This is a genomic window from Gordonia sp. NPDC003424 (genome assembly GCF_053588655.1).
The window spans coordinates 1-19663 of the sequence record NZ_JBSFQJ010000019.1 but is presented as its reverse complement, the minus strand read 5'-3'; the positions used below and the strand labels follow the sequence as shown (position 1 = coordinate 19663).

Annotated in this window: 20 protein-coding genes; 6 read left to right on the top strand and 14 right to left on the bottom strand. The window is 67.8% G+C overall.

Features of this window, described 5'->3' with window-relative positions; genetic code table 11:
• Positions 1–5: 5 nt before the first annotated feature.
• From ACWDTI_RS22045 to ACWDTI_RS21995, 11 genes are all read right to left on the bottom strand, one after another.
• Positions 6–557, bottom strand: coding sequence for a hypothetical protein (locus tag ACWDTI_RS22045; RefSeq protein ID WP_449740267.1), 552 nt, complete (start codon positions 555–557; stop codon positions 6–8).
• Positions 558–678: 121 nt separating this feature from the next.
• Entirely contained in the window at positions 679–2172 is a 1494-nt protein-coding gene (locus ACWDTI_RS22040) for an IS1634 family transposase (protein ID WP_449740266.1), read from the bottom strand.
• A gap of 520 nt (positions 2173–2692) precedes the next feature.
• Complete coding sequence (locus tag ACWDTI_RS22035; RefSeq protein ID WP_449740265.1) at positions 2693–3220, bottom strand: hypothetical protein; 528 nt, start codon at positions 3218–3220, stop codon at positions 2693–2695.
• A 180-nt stretch (positions 3221–3400) separates the two neighbouring features.
• Positions 3401–4090, bottom strand: coding sequence for a hypothetical protein (locus ACWDTI_RS22030; RefSeq protein WP_449740264.1), 690 nt, complete (start codon positions 4088–4090; stop codon positions 3401–3403).
• Between the two features lie 12 nt (positions 4091–4102).
• Positions 4103–4321, bottom strand: a complete 219-nt coding sequence (locus ACWDTI_RS22025; RefSeq protein WP_449740263.1) for a hypothetical protein — start codon at positions 4319–4321, stop codon at positions 4103–4105.
• Positions 4318–4647 (bottom strand): hypothetical protein, encoded by a 330-nt coding sequence (locus tag ACWDTI_RS22020; protein ID WP_449740262.1) that lies wholly within the window; start codon positions 4645–4647, stop codon positions 4318–4320. Before ACWDTI_RS22020 ends, ACWDTI_RS22025 begins: the two co-directional genes overlap by 4 nt.
• Before the next feature lie 115 nt (positions 4648–4762).
• Positions 4763–5002 carry a hypothetical protein gene (locus tag ACWDTI_RS22015; protein WP_449740261.1) on the bottom strand — a complete coding sequence of 80 codons (240 nt, stop codon included), beginning with the start codon at positions 5000–5002 and terminating at the stop codon, positions 4763–4765.
• Positions 5003–5142: 140 nt separating this feature from the next.
• Positions 5143–5331 (bottom strand): hypothetical protein, encoded by a 189-nt coding sequence (locus tag ACWDTI_RS22010; RefSeq protein WP_449740260.1) that lies wholly within the window; start codon positions 5329–5331, stop codon positions 5143–5145.
• Entirely contained in the window at positions 5328–5969 is a 642-nt protein-coding gene (locus ACWDTI_RS22005) for a recombinase family protein (protein WP_449740259.1), read from the bottom strand. Before ACWDTI_RS22005 ends, ACWDTI_RS22010 begins: the two co-directional genes overlap by 4 nt.
• Positions 5970–6108: 139 nt before the next feature.
• On the bottom strand, positions 6109–6795 hold the full coding sequence (locus ACWDTI_RS22000; RefSeq protein WP_449740258.1) for a hypothetical protein: 687 nt from the start codon (positions 6793–6795) through the stop codon (positions 6109–6111).
• Positions 6792–7274, bottom strand: coding sequence for a hypothetical protein (locus ACWDTI_RS21995; protein WP_449740257.1), 483 nt, complete (start codon positions 7272–7274; stop codon positions 6792–6794). Before ACWDTI_RS21995 ends, ACWDTI_RS22000 begins: the two co-directional genes overlap by 4 nt.
• A 724-nt stretch (positions 7275–7998) precedes the next feature.
• Between ACWDTI_RS21995 and ACWDTI_RS21990 the strand changes: the two genes are divergently transcribed.
• From ACWDTI_RS21990 to ACWDTI_RS21980, 3 genes are all read left to right on the top strand, one after another.
• Positions 7999–8232 (top strand): excisionase family DNA-binding protein, encoded by a 234-nt coding sequence (locus ACWDTI_RS21990; protein WP_449740256.1) that lies wholly within the window; start codon positions 7999–8001, stop codon positions 8230–8232.
• A 221-nt stretch (positions 8233–8453) separates the two neighbouring features.
• Positions 8454–10763 carry an AAA family ATPase gene (locus ACWDTI_RS21985; RefSeq protein WP_449740255.1) on the top strand — a complete coding sequence of 770 codons (2310 nt, stop codon included), beginning with the start codon at positions 8454–8456 and terminating at the stop codon, positions 10761–10763.
• Between the two features lie 33 nt (positions 10764–10796).
• Complete coding sequence (locus ACWDTI_RS21980; protein ID WP_449740254.1) at positions 10797–12176, top strand: hypothetical protein; 1380 nt, start codon at positions 10797–10799, stop codon at positions 12174–12176.
• A gap of 88 nt (positions 12177–12264) precedes the next feature.
• On the opposite strand, the gene ACWDTI_RS21975 is transcribed toward ACWDTI_RS21980, so the two are convergent.
• Positions 12265–13431: a tyrosine-type recombinase/integrase gene (locus ACWDTI_RS21975; protein WP_449740253.1), complete on the bottom strand. Its 1167-nt coding sequence runs from the start codon at positions 13429–13431 to the stop codon at positions 12265–12267.
• Positions 13432–13658: 227 nt separating this feature from the next.
• On the opposite strand from ACWDTI_RS21975, the gene ACWDTI_RS21970 reads away from it, so the two are divergent.
• Positions 13659–14129, top strand: coding sequence for an FABP family protein (locus ACWDTI_RS21970; RefSeq protein ID WP_449740252.1), 471 nt, complete (start codon positions 13659–13661; stop codon positions 14127–14129).
• 149 nt (positions 14130–14278) lie between these two features.
• The gene (locus tag ACWDTI_RS21965) at positions 14279–15703 is read left to right on the top strand and encodes a carboxylesterase/lipase family protein (RefSeq protein ID WP_449740251.1); all 1425 of its coding nucleotides are present in this window, start codon (positions 14279–14281) and stop codon (positions 15701–15703) included.
• A gap of 14 nt (positions 15704–15717) precedes the next feature.
• Here ACWDTI_RS21965 and ACWDTI_RS21960 read toward each other — a convergent pair whose 3' ends face one another.
• Together ACWDTI_RS21960 and ACWDTI_RS21955 are read right to left on the bottom strand one after the other, a co-directional pair.
• Entirely contained in the window at positions 15718–16143 is a 426-nt protein-coding gene (locus tag ACWDTI_RS21960; RefSeq protein ID WP_449740250.1) for a zinc-binding dehydrogenase, read from the bottom strand.
• Positions 16144–16217: 74 nt separating this feature from the next.
• On the bottom strand, positions 16218–16664 hold the full coding sequence (locus ACWDTI_RS21955; RefSeq protein ID WP_449740249.1) for a quinone oxidoreductase family protein: 447 nt from the start codon (positions 16662–16664) through the stop codon (positions 16218–16220).
• Between the two features lie 334 nt (positions 16665–16998).
• On the opposite strand from ACWDTI_RS21955, the gene ACWDTI_RS21950 reads away from it, so the two are divergent.
• A complete protein-coding gene (locus ACWDTI_RS21950) occupies positions 16999–19572 on the top strand; it encodes a LuxR C-terminal-related transcriptional regulator (protein ID WP_449740248.1) in 2574 nt (857 codons plus the stop codon).
• Positions 19573–19663: the final 91 nt, after the last annotated feature.

Sequence of the window (19663 nt, the reverse complement as noted above, 5' to 3'; positions counted from 1 at the left end):
CTCCTCTACGCGCCGACGGCGGGACGGCCCGATTCGGTGTCGTACCAGCGAATGAAGTTCTCGACCGAGCGCCAACCCCGCGTGACCCGGTCATGGAGCGCGCGCTGATCATGGCCTGGTACCCAACGTCGACCAGGTGGTAACTCGGTTTCGCAGCCGCACAGGCAAATTGAGTCAGCGACGTCGTCAACTATGTACCGGACTGGATTCCGGAACGGCTCGATAGTGGTGTTGATGAGTCGGTCGTAGTCGGGATTGCCCGGGGCCAGGATGCGACCAGCGACCGCTTGTTTCACACCGCCTTTGTGTAGAGGAATGTCCTCTATGGCGTCGATCTCAGCGACGATCCGAATCTGATGTCCGACGCTCATCGTCGCGATTCGCTCTCGATGACCACGTGGTCCGATGTTGTAGACACCACGGTTTTGCTCGAAGTTCACGGCATCGCTTGCGTGCGGGTCGTAGCCAGCCCAGTCTCGATTCCAGATGGAGGGGTCGGCGCCGACAGTGGTTGCAGGCCCTACCAGAAATCGTTCGCGCAGATTCAGATTCAGCATGATGCGGTTCCCTTCGTTCGTGGATACGATCTGAGACTACATCTATTACTAGGGCCAAGGCAATAGGTATAAGTTATTCCGGTGTCCAAGCAGTCAGCTTTGTAACCTGACTTGGCTCAATTTAGTGTCCACCGCGGATTTCGATGAGCGCTTTTTGCAGGTCGTCGGGGATTGGGTCGGCGGCGTTGATGGTGTGCTCGCCGGCCTGGATGGTGATCGCGCGGTATCGGCGGGCGGTGGTGACAAATTTCTTGATCGACCAGCCAGAGCGGGCCTCGATGACTCGGGTGATCGCCAGGGCCGCGAACACGATCGACAGGTGCGCATCGATGGAATCGCGTAGCCGGTGGTAGATGGGGCGGGCGGCCAGATCGTGTTTCGACATCCGGAAGCTCTTTTCGATCTTCCACAGGTTGTGGTAGGTGCCGATCACGAAATCTGCTGTCGGAGAACTGATATTGGTGGCGTATGCCTTCCAGCCGGCCAAGGTGCGGGCACGGGTCTCCAAATCGCGGTTGACCGTCTTGTCGGCGCCCTTGAGCGTGACGAACCGGTTACGTTTGACCGGAATCTTTCCGGCCACAGCCTTTTCGGCTTTGGCGATCTGTTCATCGATACCGCGGATCGACCGGCGCGCCCGGTCGGCCTTGTACTGGTAGTACACCACCTGATTGCGGCGATACCGTGTTTTGGAGGTCGCCGGCCACGGCTGGGTCAGCACCAGCCCGTCCGGCGGTGTCTGATTGGGATTATCGGTGTGCCACTTACTGATCACGTACGGGATCGTCGGGATCCTCTCGCCCAGGATGAACGACAACCCAGCCACCTCGATGGCCTCCTTGTTGGCCGCCGAGATCATCCCGGCATCCGCGACCACGGTGACGTCCTCAAGGTCGTAGGCGGCCATGAATGCCCGCAGGGTGGGCATCATCGTGGCTGTTTCGGCTCGGTTGCCCTCGAACGCCTGAATCATCAGCGGGAACCCCGACGCGTCGGTCAACAACCCCACGGTGATCTGCGGTTCGAGCCGGCGTTCTTTGGAGAATCCGGGCTCGCGGAACCCGTCGGCCTTATCGGTCTCGAAATACAAGGTCGTGACGTCGTAGAGGCAGAAGGTTGCCGGTCCGACCCGGGCGTGATCGGCGCACGCCGCCGCGAGGTCGCGGCGAAACTGCGCGGCCGCGTACGTCGGCAGACGACGCTTGATCGTCGCATACGACATCGGCTCGACACCGACCTCGTTCAACACCCGCAGGGAGTCGAGTTTGCTGGTGGGTTCGATGATCCTGGCGACCACGAGATCACGAAAAACACTGTCCCCGTTGGACTTCTCCGCGAAACCGAGACTGTCGTAAACCTCAGTGAGGGTGTCCCAGAGCACCGCCATACGCGAGGACGTGATCGGCAACGCTCCCGGCCCGGCCATCAACCCCAGATCCAGTTGCTGCTGGCCGGCCTGCAACCGCTCGGTCGCCGCCGCATTCAGCGCTGCGAGCTCCTGGTCGTTGTGGGCCGAACCGATGTGCTCGATCGTGCGCGATCCGCGGCGGTTGGAGTGCACGATCTGGACCGCCGTCGCCCCCGATTTCGTCTTCACCGTGCGCACAAATGCCACGCCCGCCAGCCTACGAGGCGCCGGTTAGTGTCCACCCCGCGACCCACACCCCAGATCAGACCCCATCCGAACCCGAAAATCCGGGAAAATGAGCCAAGTCAGGAGGCGCCGGTTAGTGTCCACCCCGCGACCCACACCCCAGATCAGACCCCATCCGAACCCGAAAATCCGGGAAAATGAGCCAAGTCAGGTATAAGTTATTCCGGTGTCCAAGCAGTCAGCTTTGTAACCGTCTGCGGCAGCGGGCGACGACGCTGAACGAGCCGGGCGCACTGCAGGGACCGGATCACCGCCAGGGCGTGGTGGCGACCGTCGAGGTCGTCGCGGAGGAGCTGCAGGCGGCGTCCACGTCGGCCTGGTCGCGCTGTGGTGATGGGGCCGGGTTCCGGTGGCCCGCAGCCAATCCCGGTTCCCGGCCCATCGGTGGGCGGCGGACGATAGACGCGCACCCCGGGGTGGGTGGTTCAGAGGATGGAGGTGATCGTGGCGGCTCCGATGGTGCGTCGCTGGGCCAGGTCCGTCAGGACACTGCCCGATAGCCCGAACGCAGCTCGGCGACGTACCGATCTCCCGCCGGTCCCGGCGGGACCCGCAGCGCCTTGATGACGTCGCCCTCGCCCACCTCGCCATGCACGTAGAGCGACCGTGCGAGCGTCGTCACCGCTGGCCAGCAACGGTCGACGAGTCCGCGCGCATGGTCGAGATCGAACGTGCCCGCAGAGGCGACTATCGCCCGGTCCTCGCGGTGTGTATCGAGACGCGCGCTCACCTGGTAGGCGGATGGGCGGCAGCCGAGGGTCCACCGCAGTTCGGCGACGGTACCGGCGTAGGCCACCAACGGGGGTGTCCCGCCGGGGTGACGGGCGAACTCGCACGCTCCCGCGTGGCGCGGGTTGTTGGGAAACAGGCGGACCCGCTCGACGTCGAGACCGCACACGAAACCGGCTATGGCATGGGCGCTTTCGTGAAGTGCAGCGGCGAGCATCCGGCGTTCGGTCGGGGTGACGTCGGCGCGGGTGAGGCGGGCGCGGGTCTGGTTACTGGCCACCGGATACCTCCTGGCGATGGGACTCGATGAAGTACGACGACCGGCGTTCGTGGCGCGTCGGCCCACGGTCGAGGCCGATCCGCGAGTTCATGCAGGCATCGCAGGTGAACCCGTGTACGGTGCCCCGGTACCGAATCGTTGGCTTTCCGCACCCCGAGCAGGCGTGCAGGTAATCCGCGGTCACGACACACTCCCCTCGCCTACGGTCGTCGCTCCGACACCCAGCTCCACCAGCGTCTGCCGGGCCGACTGTGCGGCATCGGGTCCGGTGGTGCCGTCGGCGTCGGGGGTGATCGAGCGCCAGTACTCCGATTTGTCGACACGACGGGACAGGTCGAGGGCGGCGCGATCCAGTTCGCGGAGTGCGTCGATCAGGAGATCGCTGGCCGTGGGTTCACCGCGTCGAGCAGCGTTCTGGTGACCGAGCAGCCGCGCCAGCGCTTCGGTGTGCGGCTGCGCGATCTCGACGAGGGCTGCTACCCAGGTACCGTCGGCGAGCGCCTCGGGCGAGATCGTCGGGACCGCAGAGGTGTTCACCGTGCGCAGTGCCTCGCGGGCGCGCGCCCGGTCCACGGAGTCGAGGCTACGCAGGCGGGTGTCGGCGACCAGCTCGGCGACGGTTCCGCACAGCCCGCCCACGGCCTCGGTGACGGCTTCGGCGTGCGCGCCGAACACAATCGGGCGCGGCTGGGCGGCGACGCGCTGGGCGAGGGGGCCGACGATGGCGTCGATCTCGGCGGCGAAGTCGAAGTCGGCGTCGTAGACCGTGGTGAGCCACCGCCGTCGGCGCTCGCGCTTGGTCGTCTGGTCGAACACCGGCGTCGGTCCGACCGGCCACTGGGGGCGGGGCTTGAGGTATCCGCTGGCCATGATGTGTGTCTCCTAATTCCGTTGTGCGGTAATGGCTGTGGGTGCTGATGGACTGAGCACGGCCCGCGCCCGTTCGAGGTCCAGGTCGAGGACGTGGCGGGTGAGTTCGGCGAGGCCGGTGGTGTCGAGGCGGACCTCGGCGAACGCGCGCCCGGTGAGCTGGCCGAGGACGTGGAAGGCTTCGAGGTCGGGAGCCGGTGTGCTCCTGCGGGGGATCACGGTGGTGGTCACAGCATCACGACGGTGCGGGGTTCGCCGCGCCGGTCGCACGCGGCGTTGGCGAGCCGGGTCACCTCGTCGGCGAGGCCGACCCACGGCGTGCCCTTGATCTGGACGATGACGAGATCGCCGCGCCGCCACAGCCGGTGCTGTGCCTCGTGCGCCTGCCAGAACCCGCAGCCCTCGGGCAGGCGGGTGCGAATCTTGCTCCACCGCACCAGATCGCCATCTGCGGGCGCAAGGTCGGCGACGGCGGCCAGGATGGCGGACTCGATCTCGTGGTCGGTGTGGGGGCGGCGGGCGGTCCGCGTCGGCGTGGTGGCCGTGGTGCTGGTCATGGTGGGTCTCCTCGGTGTGGCGCGGTCGATAGACCGGCGGGTGGGTCGAACTGCATGTCGTCGATCCGGTGCTGCTGCCGTGGCGTCGAGGCCCGCCGGGGCGGCAGGGTGGTGGTCAGGTGCGCATGGTGAGCGCCCCCTGGAGGATTGCCGCGTCGGCGGGGTCGAGGGCGTCGCGCTCGGCAACGATGACCCGGCGGACCCGGTGATAGGCCAGCGCGGCGCGGCATTCGGCCACACGCGGGTCGTCGTCGGCAGCGCCGCGTCCCAGGAGGGCGTTGTGCCGAGCGGCCCACTGTCGCGCGGTGAGGTCGCCCGGGGCCGGGGTCTGCGCGTCGGCGGTGGCTGCGGTCATGGGACCCATCATGCACCGAGCCGAGCGGCTCCGCAACGGCGACACTCGGCTAATTACGTTGTGCCACACCAACTGTAGTAGGTGTTGTGGATAAGACACGGCCCCCGCACCGTGGTGGTGTCGGGGGCCGTGGGGTGGAGTCAGCGACGGCGCGGAGCCTGCCGCAGATCATGGGGATGGACGGTCTCGGGAGGCGCGTCGCCGAAGCGGACGACCACGCAGTCGCGGCGGAACCGAACGATCCGGCAGGGGATGCTCACGCGCTCGCTGATGCCGACGTAGGTCGCGGGGCCGGTGCGCAGCCCCCAGTGCTCGAAGGTGGCGGTCATGCCGACACCGCCTCGGTGCTGGCGAGCATCCGGTACAGCGTCGCCTTGGACACGCCCAGGGTGTCGGCGATGATCGGTACCGGCTCACCGTTCGCGCGCATCCGCTCGGCCAGGGCGATCTGGTCGGAGTCGAGCTTGCGGGGACGGCCCAGCGGCATCCCGCGAGACCGGCGGGCTGCGCGTGCTGCGGCGCGGCGCTCACGGCCCAGCTCCAGTTCCAGCTCGGCCATCGAGGCCATGATGCCGAACACCGCGCGCCCGGTGGCGGTCGAGGAGTCGACGCCCTCACGCAGCGACCGGATGACCACGCCGGAGTCGAGCAGCTCGCGGATGGTCAGCATGACCTCGGCGGCGCTGCGGCCCAGACGATCGATGCCGACGACGACGATGGTGTCGCCGGGGCGGACGTAGGCGAGCAGGGCGGAGAGGCCGGGCCGCTGCTCCTTGGCCGAGGTGCCCGAGAGCTGATCGGAGTAGGTGCGCTCGGCGGGCACCCCGGCTGCGGCCAGCGCGTCGTGCTGCTGGTCGAGGTGCTGATGCCCGGTCGAGGTGCGGGCGTAGCCGAGGAGCTGCCCGGTCGGTGCGGGGTCCTCGTGCGTGGAAGATGAAGGGGCGCTGGGTGATTCGGTGTTCGTCATGCCAACGACGTTACTCGCAGAAGTCGCGCGTGGGTGGTTCTGATTCGCGGCAACTTCTGCGACTGGCGACGTGGGGATTCAAGCGCCGCAACGGGTCTCGGGACGGCCCTCCCGATATTTGAGAACTGCGAGACCTCGGCTACCGCTGGTCGCCCAGGTGCGGGCTGTCGGTGTTGATCTGGGTGACGGGTCGGCCACCGCCCCCGATCCGGCGGGCGAACCCGTCGGCCCGGGGCGCGTAGACCTGGCCGGTCGGCATCCGGTAGCGCGTCTGCGAGGAGGTGGTCTGGCCGACCTCCTCGATCACCTCGGCGTCGATGATCACCTCGGGGTCGTCGTCGGTGGACTCGGCTGCGGGTGATCCGTCATGTTCGGTGTTGTCCCCGTTGGTTTCTGACGGTCCGTCGGGCGTCGCCGGGGTATCGGGGTGGGCCACGCCCTGTTCGCCCGGCAGCGGGGCGCTGGGGGCCGGGAGCGAGGGGACGGGGCCGTCCCACGGCTCGGGTGCATCGGTGGCGTCGGCCCACCGCACCTCACGCATCGTCTCGGTCAGCTCGTCGGGGGTGAGGAGTTGGAGGACCTTCACGGCAACGTCGCGTTGCACAGCCCACAGCGGACCGTCCCGGTCGACGAACCCGAACGCCGAGAACACCCCATCGGTGACGAGGCGGTCCACGTCCTCGGCGGTCCGCTTCCTGGTCGCGGCGGCGTGCGCGGTGTCGAGGCTCGACGCCACGAGGTCGAGGTCGGCTGCCGGGTTGCCGTCGGCAACCTCGGCGGCAATGTCGTACGCGGCGTTGATCGCGGCCTTGCGCTGTTCGCTCATTCGGTGACGACCTCCGCGTCGAGTACGGGCTGGGGTGATGGTTGGTTCAGGGATTCGAGGGTGGCTTGCCGGGCCTGCTCGATGCGCTCGCGCGGAGTCATCACCACGGCCTCGATCCGCTCGGGGGCGTGCAGGCCGACGAGCTTGGCCAGCTCGGCGTCCTCGGCGAGCAGGGTCCGCAGCAGCGAGGACACCGACGAGAAGTCGTCGGCCTTCATCGCCGACGCGAGCGCCTTGGTTCCCATGCCCTGCCGAAACCGACGCCGCTCCAGAATCTCGGCCAGGGTCGTCGGGCCGTCCGGTATCTCGTTGCGCTTGAGGTGTCGCTGATACGCCGACTGCACCGCGCCGACGGAGCCGTAGGACTTCTCGCGCATGATGGCGCGCCAGCTCATCCCGAGCACGGCTCGCATGTAGTACACGTCCTCGGCACGCTCGCGCGACTCGGCTCGCGACATTCCCTTGGGTGGACCTGGCATGTCCGTATTTGTACCGTTCTGGGGTGCATCGACAACAGTGCCAGAACTCGGTGTTATGCGTTGGGGAACGGTCGGATTCGGTTCTCGTCGGAGGTGTCGGCGCCCGGCTCGGGGTCCGTCGATCAGCACCACCGAGGCCGCAGTCCTCGTCGTCGGGCGGCACGGTCGCCAGCGTTCACGACACACAGCTCAGCCTCCCGCGTAGACCCCCGCAATCTTGCAATCTTGCGATCTTCACTGGTCGGAGCCGATGTACCCGTGCAACCTTGGTCACCCGGCCCTGCAACCTTGCATTCTTGGTCCGAGGCGCTCGGATAAGAGAGAAGAAGGTAGTTACCTCCCTCCCCAAGAACGCGCGTGCAACCTTGCATTCTTGAAACTGCCTGTGACCAGGGAAGATCGCAAGGTTGCAAGATTGCACGGGTATACGCGAGGGGCGCACTCTTACCGGGAACCCGCCCCCGGGTAACCGTGTCGGCGATGACCTCGTGGTTCCGGCCGTCGCGTAGCTGTGTGTCCGCTTCGGCCCGGGGTACCTATGTCGTACCTGACCTCGAGGTGGGCGCCCACAACACCGACAGTGGCGGAATTGTCTATGCCCCAACGAATCTCGCGAGACCCAGAAGCTTGCCGCGACCGCCCCCATCCCGTAACGTCGTCGGCAGCGGGTCACCCGCGCCACGGGAGCACACCCCTCAGATTGGAACGAGGGAGAGGAAACACCGTGGCACCCACCACATCTGCAGGCGAGCAGTGGGAGAGCATCCAGCGCGCCGCCAAGCGCACCGGATACTCGACCTGGACGCTGCGCGAGCTGATCAGCGAGGGCAAGCTGCCCGCCTACAGGATTTCGGACAGGCCGAAGTCCCACATCAGGCTCAAGGTCTCCGACGTGGACGCGCTGTTCAGCGCCATGATCCCCGTCGAGGTCTACGGGACCAATTCCGCTGGCGCGTAATCGCTTCTGCCCGCTCTCGAATCACCCCACACCCGGCATCGAGCGGCCCTGTCAGCGAAAACAGCGAACGGGCGTCCTACCCACTGGACGCCCGTTCGCGGAATCAGATTGGACCCGAGGAATTGGCCCGCGACCATGATACCGCGAATTCCGCCGCAGAACAGCGCGCGAGGAACCTCACGAAGCTCCTCGGCGATGCCGGGCGCACAACACCGAATACGTTGGGTAACTACATCTCTGACCTCGCCGCCGAGGGCTGTGCGGTCATGTTCGCCGTGCCCGGCTCGAAGCTGCCGTGCGATGCCCGGCGGATTCCTGACCGCCGGGCCGCCGACGAGACCGCCAAGAAGGCCGCCCGCGATGCCGGGAACCCGCGCTGGGACAAGGTGAAGTCGCCGTCGGGGGTGAAGCTCGCCACCGACGACCCCGGCACCCACAACGACTACCTCGACGAGTACCGCCGCAGGCACCGCGACAAGCCGGTCAACCTTGCCCTCGCGGCGGGGCGTAGCCGCCTGCTCATCGTCGACTGCGACACCCCCGAGCAGGTGGCCGCGTTCCTCGCCGACGCTGACGCTGACCCCGACACACAGCCCACCGTCACCACCCCCGGCGCGCGGGCTGAGACCAAGCCCGGCGAGCCGGAGCGGTGGAACCACCACGGGGGCGGGCACTACTACTTCGTCGTCCCCGAGGGCGTCGAGCTGCCTGACTGCCCCGACAAGATGGCCATCGGTGACGGCGAGTCGACCTACGACGTGAAGGCGGGCGACAGCTACGCCCTCATCCCGCCCAGCCAGCGCCCCGAGGGGGACTACCGGCTCACCGGCACCGTCGAGGTCGCCCCGGGCTGGCTGCTCGACAAGATCGCCGAGTTCGGGGCCGCGCGCCGCGAACGGGCAACGAGGGTCCGCACCGACCACGACGGCGGCGCGGTGGCCGAGTGGGGGTCACAGATCACCTGGGCCGACATTCTCGGCGGCACCGACTGGATGCCGACCGGCAAGGCCGACACCTGCGGGTGCGACACCTGGACCGCCCCGGGCGTCCACGACAGCGAGAAGTCGGCGACGGCCCACGAGCCTGGCTGCGCGGTGTGGACCGTCTCACCCGACCCGCCGCTGCACATCTGGACCTCCCACAGCTTCGAGCCGTTCGAGGAGTGCGCCCGGGTCGCCGACACCGAGGGCCACTTCGTCACCCGGCTCGATGCGGTCGCAGCCGTGGACTTCGACGGCAACACCGACGCGGTGATGGCCGAGCACGGCCTGTTCGAGGAACCGGCGACGTTCACCTACGAGGACCTCGGGCTGGAGGACCCAAAAGCTAATGGAGACAACGTGAATCAGCGTAAGGGCGAGGCCACAGTCGGGCGGACGGCGCGGGTGATTCGGTCGACGCCCGCCGACCAGATCGAGGACGACGCGCCGACGTGGGCCTGGGAGTACGCCGGGGCCGGCCGGATCATGCTGGGGACCCTCGCGATCTTCGCGGGCCGCCCTGCGGTCGGGAAGTCGACGGCTGCTCGATGGTTCGCCGCCGGGTTCACCACCGGGACCCACGAGGGGTGCTTTCACGGCCAGCCCCAGACTGTCGCCTACATCGCGACCGAGGAGCCGTGGAACTACACGATCAAGCCCAGCCTCCGCGCGGCGGGTGCCGACCTGAGTCGGGTGCTGCACGTCTACGCCGAGCACGACGGCAAGGAGTCGCGGATGCTGGCCGTCGAGGACGAGCAGGCCCTGACCGAACACCTCCTTGAGGTAGGCGCGACCGTCGTGATCCTCGACCCCCTCATGGGGACCATCGCGGGCAAGACCGACATCTACCGCAACAACGAAACGCGCGAGGCGCTCGACCCCTGGAAGCGCATCGCCGAGCGGATCGACGGCGTGGTCATCGGTATCGCACACCTCACCAAGTCGCCCTCGGGTGACCCTCTGGCCGCGATTCAGGGGTCATCGGCGTTCGGTGAGGTTGCCCGCTCGGTCCTGGCCTTCGCCAAGGACGACGACAGCAACCGGGTGATGTCACAGACGAAGAACTCCGCTGGGCCGGAGGACCTGGCCCTGGAATACGCCATCGACACGCAGAATATAACCACCAGCACGGGCAAGGTGGCCGAGGTCTCGAAGTTCGCGATCACGGGATCCTCGGACCGGACCGTCGACGACATTCTGCGCGACAAGTTCCGGGGCAGGGGCGGGTCTTCGGGAGGCGCCGCCGCCGGTCAGTGGCTCGCCAAGTACCTCGCCGACGGACCTCGCTGGGCTGCGCAGGGGATCACCGACGGCGAGCGCGACGGGTTCACCAAGCACCAGTTGACCCGGGCGCGCCGCGCTTGCCAGATCGAGTCGAAGAAGGCCACGGGTACCGATGGGAAGTGGTACTGGGCGACGCCGGAGCAGATCAAGGCCGAGGAACTGCCGCCGGAGCGCGGGCCGGTAACGCTCCCCGACACCGTGCCGGTGGTGAAGCCCGATCCGTTCCCGGGTCCTGCGCGTTCGGAAGTCGACGACAAGGCCGAATGATCAGCCCAAATTGCTCAGGCGATACGGTTCGGCATGACTTCGCCTATTGCTATTCCAGTTCTGGCTGTTCGCATCGGAGACACGATCTTCAAGGATCGTGCGACTCAGCCGCTGACAGTGGACGAGATCGACTGGGTTCTTGAGCACGAGCACGGGCCAGTTGCGCGGTTCATCGGCGTACCGGAGGGCAACGCGCGGCGGACTTGGGTCTACCGGCTGTCGGGCGTCATTGGGTGCTTGAACGCGCCGGATGACGAAGCCTTGGATGAGCGGGAACCTACGCTTCGCAGTGTCGATCTGATTGGTGGCGACAAATCCCGCGGAGTCGTGTCCCAATACGAAATCGCTGCTAAGGACCTAACAGGCGACCACCTCGGCCTGTTCATTGGTGCTCATTCGGATGACGGAAAGCACAATGTGCAAGCCCAGATCATCCAAATTCACCAGATTCCCAACCGCGCAACGCGCCCCGGTGCGGTCGTCAAGGTGAGAATCGGGGAGACACCCAAACAACCAGCACGTGTTGACGGCGGGCTATATCCGCCAGATCAGGTCTTCGAGATCATGGAGCTTTACCAAGAGGGTGATCCGAGATATCGCCACCCTCGCTGCTACGCGAATACCCGTGGAGGTTGCTCGGCCACGATCTCGGGCGAGCACTACGTATCCCACGGCCTCATCAAGCTGTTCACCTTCGATGACCCGAACGCGACGATCCAGCACAACCACGGAGCGGGAATCGTGCGGCCCGTCAAGCCCAAGAAGTTCGTCGCCAACGTGCTCTGCACCAGTCACAACCACGGACTTCACCCGGCGGACGACGCGGCTATCAGTTTCGCCCGGTTCATCCGAGACGTTGCACTTGAGTGGCGCGGTGGAGCAGGTGAGTGGGGAGAGGAGGCTGAGGTGCACATCTCGGGCGATGACTTCCAGAGGTGGGCGTTGAAGCTCCTGTTGAATCATGCCGCCGCGAACGCTTTCACAGGAAACGGTGGCCGTGTGTCCACGCCGATACCCCCGGAGGCCGTGGATATCTTGCTCGCCCGCGCCGAGTGGCCGGAGACATGGGGAATGTGCGTGGCGAGTCAGGTGGACAGCCCACTTACGTTCGACCCCTTCAGTAATCCAGAGCCGATATTTAGCGACTGGTGGTCTGCGCAGCCGTTCTTGGCCAATGGAACCGACGCGATACGCGGCGGGACGGTTCGCCTGGCTGGCGTTGATTTCGGGATCACCCTGTTCAATCAAGGTCGGGAACTGGACGCCTTCAACGCACCTGAGAACCCAATTCGGGGCTCGATTCAACGGCCCGGTTTCCTGCGCTGGGAGTTTGAGGGACTCGGCAAAACGGTCTATTTCTCGTGGGAGGACGGCTGGGAGCACAAGACCATCACCTATGCGATGCGGCGTTGATCGCTCGGGCGGTGCTAGCGCCCACCAACGCACCGAGGCCCCCGCCGGAACCGTCCGGTCGGGGGCCTCGCGCCGATGCGGTGCCGGGTCAGCCAGCGCCACCGGCCAGCGCCGAGAGCTTGTCGGCCAGCGCGTCGGCACGGCCCGCCGCGACGTGCTGGTAGCGCATCGCCGCCGTCGAGGTGGTGTGGCCGAGCCGGTCCATGACCTCCCTCGTCGTCGCGCCGGTCAGCGCCGCCATCACACCGCCGAAGTGCCGCAGATCGTGGAAGTGCAGCTCGGGCTTGCCGATGGCGTCGCGGGCGGCGAAGAACGGGACCCGGAACCGGCCCTCCGCGAAGTAGGACCCCGACTCGGGATCGGGGAACAGCAGCGCGGTCTTGGCCTTGCCGACGTGCTCGCGCAGATGCGCGGTGATGACGGGGCGCAGGTGCGGCGGCACGGTGACGGTCCGGTTCGACTCGCGGGTCTTGGGCGGGCCGCACACATACTTGCGCTCCCGGTAGGTCACCGCCTTGTTGATCCGCACGGTGGCGGCCTCGGGGCCGATATCGGCGCGGGTCAGGGCGAACACCTCGCCGCGCCGCATCCCGCACCACCCGGCCAGCAGAACCGACAACTGCAGGTTCTCCGGCATGGCGTCGGCGAGCGCGGTCAGTTCGGGGGCCTCCAGCAGCACCACGTCGCGCTTCGTGCGCTTGACCGCCGACGCGCCCTTGATCCGGGCGGGGGAGCGGTCGATCAGCCCGTCGTCGACTGCGGTGTTGAGGACTGCCGTCAGCACCCCGTAGGCCCGGGCGTTGCGCGTCGCGTGCTCCTCGCCGAGGCCGGAGTGCCAGGCGCGCACGTCCTCGGTGGTGATCTCGGTCAGCACCGCGTCGCCGAGGACCGGGAAGATGTTCTGGTCCAGGTGGTAGCGATAGTTCTCCCGGGTCCGCCGCGACAGGGAGCGGTGCTCCAGCCATCGGTCGGCGTAGACCCGCAGCGTCAGCACCGCCGCCTTGGCCTTGGTGGCGCGCTCGGCAGGCGGGGTCCAGATGCCCTTGCCGGGGTTGCGGTGATCGAGGTCGATGAGGTCCTGCTCGGTCGAGAGCCACGCCGTCGCAGCGTCCTTGGTCGGGAACGTCGCCGGGGCGTTGTGGATCGAGCCGTGGTGGAGGTACCCCGCCTGCCACCGTCCCGAGGTCCGTTGGCGCAGCCGACCGAACGAGCGGCGGGTGCGGGGCTGTGTCTTGCTGGCGGCGCTACGGGCCATGTCGGGTCTCCTCGGGGTGCATCGGCGGGCAACAGTTGGGCAATAAGCGGGCAATAGTGACCCCAAACCACCCATAACCATCCTCACTCGCCACAATACTCATAACCGCACGTCAAGTAGCTATTTTGGGCCTGTTCGCGCTGGTCGGGCGGAGATTCAGACTACCCGCTGGGGCTGGTTCGATCCCAGCCGGGACCACCGTGACGATCCGGCATTACTCTCGCAGGGTGAGTCTTGCGCCGAATCTGACCCCGATCGCCTCCCTCATCGGTACCTGGACCGGTCCCGGCCGAGGTGAGTATCCGACGATCGACCCGTTCGCCTACACGGAGACGATCACCGTCGAGGACATCGGCAAACCCTTTCTGGTCTACCGGCAGCGCACTCGCTCGGCGACGGGCGCCGGTCTGCACACCGAATCAGGATTCCTCCGACTGCCGGCGGAGGGCGTCGTCGAATTCACCCTCGCGCAGCCGACCGGGCACACCGAACTGTGCGAGGGCGTCCTCGAGGTCGTCGACGGGGTCGTGGAACTCAGGATGTCCGGCGTCGTGACGGGGACGGCGACGGCGAAGTCGGTGGAATCCACCGAACGTCGCTACCGTCTGGACGGAGACAGCCTGCGCACCGACTTCGCGATGGCGGCGGTCGGTGTCCCGATGACCCATCACCTCACCTCGGAGCTGGGCCGCGTCTGATCGAGGCCCTCGAGGTCTTCGCCGACACGAAGATCCGTCCCAACGAACGTCAGGCGCGGCAACATCGACCGACCGCAGGATCGGCGCCGTCTGTCCGGGACCGAGGATCACCCACCGGCGGCCACCGCCGTCGCGTACCGTCGGTCGGTATGACTCGTGCTGACGTGCAGGCACCCGCGGTGCTCACCTCCAGTGGCCGGGTGTCCGGCCTGGTCGCCGATGGGATCTTCTCCTATCTCGGAATCCCTTATGCGGCACCGCCCGTCGGCGAATCGGCCTTCGCCGCTCCGGCTCATCCGGTGGCGTGGGATGGCGTCCGGCCGGCCACCGAGTACGGTCCCACCGCCCCGCAGGTCGACTATCCCGCCCCGATCGCCGCATTGCTCGACAACGCGATCGTGCTCGGCGACGACTATCTCAACCTCAACGTGTGGACCCCGGACCCGGGTGCGCGCGGACTGCCGGTGATGGTGTGGATTCACGGGGGCGCATTCACGCGCGGCTCCAATCGCATCGAGATTTATGCCGGGGACACCTTCGCGCGTGACGGCGTCGTCTGCGTCGGCATCAACTATCGGCTCGGCACAGCCGGTTTCGCGTCGATCGAGGGGGCGCCCGACAACCGCGGGTTGCTCGATCAGATCGCCGCGTTGGCATGGGTGCGCGACAACATCGCGGCCTTCGGTGGCGACGCCGACAATGTGACCGTCTTCGGCGAGTCCGCGGGAGCGATGAGTGTCGCGTCGCTGTTGGCGTCACCGCTCGCCGCGGGCATGTTCCGACGCGCGATCATGCAGAGCGGCAACGGCTCTGCCGCCGCGGATCCCGCCGACGCACGCAAGGTGACCGCACGGATCGCGCAGATCCTCGAGATCGATGCCACCGCGGAAGCCTTCGGCCGTGTCGGCGTCGCAGATCTGCTGCGCGCGCAATCGACGGTGGCGCTGGAATTGATGCTCGACCCGGACCCGGAGGTGTGGGGGCCGACGGTTGTCGAGGTCGGCTTGGGGATCATGTCGCAGTTCCCGGTGGTGGACGGGGAGGTGCTCACCGCGACTCCGCACGAGGCGATCGGGGCGGGTGCCGGCGCCGACATTCCGTTGCTGGCGGGCTGGAACGCCGACGAGTTCCGGTTCTTCATGGCCGCGACCGGCGGAGCGCAGGCCGTCACCGAGGAGGCCGCGGCGGCGATCCTCGGCCGCGGTCCCGGCGGCCTCGACTATCTCCGCAGCCGGCTCGATGCCGGGGCGAGTGCGGGCGATGCGGTCAGCGAGGCGCTCACCGCGCGGGCATTCTCATCTCCGACGACCGCGATCGCCGCGTCCCGGCCGGCCGGTGCGACCCACCTGTACGAGTTCGGATTCCGCAGTCCGCAGGCCGACATCCAGGCCGGTCATGCGGTGGAGATCCCGTTCGTCTTCGACCACCTCGCCGCCGCCCATGCGTTGACCGGGCCCGAACCCGACCAGCGCATCGCCGACGAGATGCACCACGCATGGGTGCGCTTCGCCGAAACCGGAGATCCGGGGTGGTCCGCCCATCGCGACACCGGAGACGTGCGGCGTTTCGTCTGATCCCCGAGGCTCCCTCAGGGGGTGACGACGACCTTGCCGAGGGCCTGACCCGCGCCGACGCAAGCGAGGGCGTCGGCGGTTTCCTCGAGCGGATACGTGCGATCGACCTGGGTGGCGATCTCGCCGGCGAGGCACAGGTCGGTGACGGGCGTGAAGTGGGCGGGGCCCTCCCTGACCGCCAACACCCCCAGGCGCCGGCCGGTGACGGCGCCGACGATGACACCGGCGGTGAGTACCCGCAGCAGGGTCGGCACGGTGCCGCCGACGCAGTGGTAACGGCCGCCGCGGTTGAGGGACCGGCGGTAGGCGAAGACCGAACGGTGGGCGACCAGGTCGAGGATGAGGTCGTAGCGCCCACGGGTGAAGTCGTCGCGGTGGTAGTCGATGACGTCGTCGGCGCCGAGTGAGAGCATGAAGTCGAGTTTCGCGGCGTTGTCCACGCCCGTGACGTGGGCGCCGGCCCGTTTGGCGAGTTGGATCGCAAGAGCACCCGAACCGCCTCCGCCGCCATTGATCAGGACCCGCTTGCCCGGGGCGGCGCCGCGGGTGCCCCGCAGCGCGATCGCGCCCGACTGGGGATCGTCGAGGCCTCGACGAAATCCAGCTCGGCTGGTTTGAGCGTCAGCACCTTCTCGGCCGCGACGGCGTACTCGGCGAATCCACCCCTGACAGACAGATTGTCGCCGTACACCGCGTCGCCGGGGCGGAATCGCGTGACACCCTCACCGATCGCATCGACCCACCCGGCGATGTCGGAGCCGAGCGTCGGGTGTGCCGGTTTGCACAGACCGCCGATGCGCGAGTAGGCCGGGCGGCCGCGCAGGGCTTCCCAGTCGCTCAGGTTGACCGATGTCGCGACCACCTTGACCCGCACTTGTCCCGCAGCGGGATCGGGGACCGGTACGTCTGCGACGCGAAGTACCTCCGGTGGCCCGTAGTTGTCGTAGATGACGGCTTTCACGAGCCTCTATGTTATTGCCCGGAGCCGGTGAGATCGCGAGATCCGGGCCCGCCGGCGAACGTGCTCGGCGATGGTGTCGATGCTCCTCCGCCTCGGCGCGCTGGTCAGACCTTACCCAGGGGCCGTGGACGGCGAGGCTCGAACCGGCGGCCCTTGGCTGCGCGAACCGCGTCGTAACGCCGTCCCAGCCCACGTCACCTCGGCTCACGCCTGACGCCTTCTTGACGAAAACCGCTGTGGCACAGGTACTCCCGCAATACACACGAGTCCGTGACAGCACAGCTACGCAGAAACCATGGTCGACCTCGCGCGACGGCGTAGATTTGGCGGCCACATGGAATCCAACGACCTCCTCCTCGTCGAGACCAAGCTGCACGCTCCGCGGCGCCGCCGCGGCGTCGTCCCGCGCGCCCGTCTCGTCGAGCGCCTCGGGCACGCCGACCTTCCGGCGCTCGTGCTCGTGTCGGCGCCGGCCGGTTTCGGCAAGACGACGCTGCTGACCGAATGGCTCGGGGCGGCCGGCGATGCCGGCAGGACGGCCTGGGTGTCGCTGGAGCATCGGGACAGCGACCCGTCGGTGTTCTGGTCGTATGTCGTCGCGGCACTGCGCAGGGTCGCCCCGGACGTCGGCGCTGGGGCCATCTCGATACTGGAGTCCTCGCCGACGGCCCTGGACAGTGTTGTCGGATCGCTCGTGAACGACCTGGCCGCACTCGCCGACGACGTCGTGCTGGTCTTGGACGACTATCACGTCATCGAGTCGGTCGAGGTGCAGGAGTCCGTGCACTTGCTGGTGGAGCGCCTTCCGGCGCACATCCACCTGGTCGTGTCGAGCCGGGCGGACCCGCCGTGGTCGCTGGGAGGCATGCGTGCCCGCGGGGATCTGCTCGAGATCCGGGCCGCCGACCTCCGCTTCACTGTCGGAGAGGCTGCGGACTACCTCAACGAGGTCTCGGGTCTGGCGTTGTCGCCGACGGACATCGAGGCGCTCGCGGGTCGCACGGAAGGATGGATCGCCGCCCTGCAGCTCGCCTCACTGTCGCTGCGTGGCCGCGACGACCCGTCAGGATTCATCGACGGATTCGCCGGAGACGACCGTTACGTCGTCGACTACCTCGTCGACGAGGTCCTCGGCCGGCAACCCGACGCCGTGCGGTCGTTCCTTCTCGAGACCTCGATCCTGAGTCGGATGACCGACTCCCTGTGCGCTGCGGTCACCGGCCACACCGACCGCGGGCCGACACTCGACGTGCTGGAGCGCTCGAATCTGTTCGTCGTCGCTCTCGACGACCGCCGGAAGTGGTACCGCTACCACCATCTCTTCGCCGACGTCCTGCGCGCCCGGCTCGACGTCGAGCATCCCGGGCGGGCGGCCGAGTTGCACCGGCGGGCGGCCGAGTGGTTCGACGCGCACGGCGACCGGCCCGAGGCCATTCGCCATGCGTTTGCCGCACAGGACTTCTCGACGGCAGCCGACCTCATCGAACGTGCGATCCCGTCGCTGCGCCGGGCCCGCCAGGACGCGACGCTGCGGGCGTGGCTCGACGCGCTTCCCGCGGAGATCTTCGCCAACCGCCCGGTTCTCGAGATCGGCTGGGTGGGTGCGCACATGGTGACCGGCGACGTGGCCGGCGTCGAGTCCGCCCTCGACCGCATCGAGGCGTGTCTGGAGCACGGGCGGCGCGCCGACGAGATGATCGTGCACGACGCCGACGAGTTCCGCCGGCTGCCCGGGCAGGCCGCGATGTACCGCGCGGGACTCGCACTGCTGCACGGCGATCTGGCCGCAACGATCGCGCACGGCGAACGCGCCGCCGCCCTCAGCGCAGCGGACGACCATCTCGGCCGTGGCCCCGCGGCGGCCCTCATCGGACTCGCCCAATGGACGGGGGGAGACCTCGAATCGGCCGCTCGCCGGTATGCCGCAGCGATTGCGGCGTTCGAGGACGCCGGATACTTCGCCGACGTGCTCGGCTGCTCCCTCGGCCTCGCCGACATCCAGGCCGCCCAGGGCCACCTGCGGGCCGCCGAGCGCACCCTGAGGTCCGGGCTGGAACTTGTTGCCGCGCAAGGGCCGTTACGGGGTACCGCCGACATGCACATCGGTCTCGCCGAGCTGCACCTCGAACGCAACGAGCTCGACGAGGCGGCCGGGCGCCTGCGGACGAGTCGCGCGCTCGACGACGGCCTGGCACTCGGCCAATACGCCTACCGGTCGCGCGTGGTCGATGCCCGACTCCGGGCCGCCGCCGGAGACCACGACGGCGCACTCGACGTGCTGCGGGTGGCCGAAAGCCGCTACGACACCGACTATTCGCCCGCGGTCCGCCCGGTTGCCGCCACGATCGCGCGGGTGCGGTTGGGCGCCGGGGATCTCGACGGCGCCCGACGGTGGGCCGCTTACTCCGGTCTGTCCGCCGATGACGAGCTCACCTACATCGGCGAGTACGCGCACCTGACCTTCGCGCGCGTCCTCCTCGCGACGGGCCGGGTCGCGGACGCCACGCGACTGATCGAACGCCTCCGTACGGCTGCCGAGCAGGGGGGCCGCACCGGCAGCCTCGTCGAAGCACTCGTGCTGCTCGCACTCGCCCGTCGGGCCGGCGATGATCCCCGCGCGCCGGCGGCCCTCGAAGAGGCGCGCATTCTGGCGGCGCCGGAGCGCTTGGTCCGCGTCTTCCTCGATACCGGCGCCACGGCACCCCAACAGGGCCTGACTGACCCGCTCACCTCACGGGAGTGTGAGGTCCTGCGTCTGCTGCGCAGCGAGCTCACCGGACCCGAGATCGCGGCCGAACTTGTCGTCTCCCTCAACACCGTCCGGACCCACATCAAGAACATCTTCCGCAAGCTCGGCGTGACGAACCGTCGAGCCGCGGTGCGCCGCGCCGACGAACTCGGCATCTAGCCTGAATTTTTCGTGCTGATTTGCTGTGGCGTCGTGTTGATACGCGAAAGTGCCTGTCTCACAGGGCATGATCCGATTTGTTCAGGATCAA

Coding starts and splice junctions, on each gene's coding strand:
- ACWDTI_RS22045 (WP_449740267.1), bottom strand. CDS start 557: ATGCTGAATCTGAATCTGCGCGAACGATTTCTGGTAGGGCCTGCAACC.
- ACWDTI_RS22030 (WP_449740264.1), bottom strand. CDS start 4,090: ATGGCCAGCGGATACCTCAAGCCCCGCCCCCAGTGGCCGGTCGGACCG.
- ACWDTI_RS22020 (WP_449740262.1), bottom strand. CDS start 4,647: ATGACCAGCACCACGGCCACCACGCCGACGCGGACCGCCCGCCGCCCC.
- ACWDTI_RS22015 (WP_449740261.1), bottom strand. CDS start 5,002: ATGACCGCAGCCACCGCCGACGCGCAGACCCCGGCCCCGGGCGACCTC.
- ACWDTI_RS22010 (WP_449740260.1), bottom strand. CDS start 5,331: ATGACCGCCACCTTCGAGCACTGGGGGCTGCGCACCGGCCCCGCGACC.
- ACWDTI_RS22005 (WP_449740259.1), bottom strand. CDS start 5,969: ATGACGAACACCGAATCACCCAGCGCCCCTTCATCTTCCACGCACGAG.
- ACWDTI_RS22000 (WP_449740258.1), bottom strand. CDS start 6,795: ATGAGCGAACAGCGCAAGGCCGCGATCAACGCCGCGTACGACATTGCC.
- ACWDTI_RS21995 (WP_449740257.1), bottom strand. CDS start 7,274: ATGCCAGGTCCACCCAAGGGAATGTCGCGAGCCGAGTCGCGCGAGCGT.
- ACWDTI_RS21980 (WP_449740254.1), top strand. CDS start 10,797: ATGACTTCGCCTATTGCTATTCCAGTTCTGGCTGTTCGCATCGGAGAC.
- ACWDTI_RS21975 (WP_449740253.1), bottom strand. CDS start 13,431: ATGGCCCGTAGCGCCGCCAGCAAGACACAGCCCCGCACCCGCCGCTCG.
- ACWDTI_RS21965 (WP_449740251.1), top strand. CDS start 14,279: ATGACTCGTGCTGACGTGCAGGCACCCGCGGTGCTCACCTCCAGTGGC.
- ACWDTI_RS21950 (WP_449740248.1), top strand. CDS start 16,999: ATGGAATCCAACGACCTCCTCCTCGTCGAGACCAAGCTGCACGCTCCG.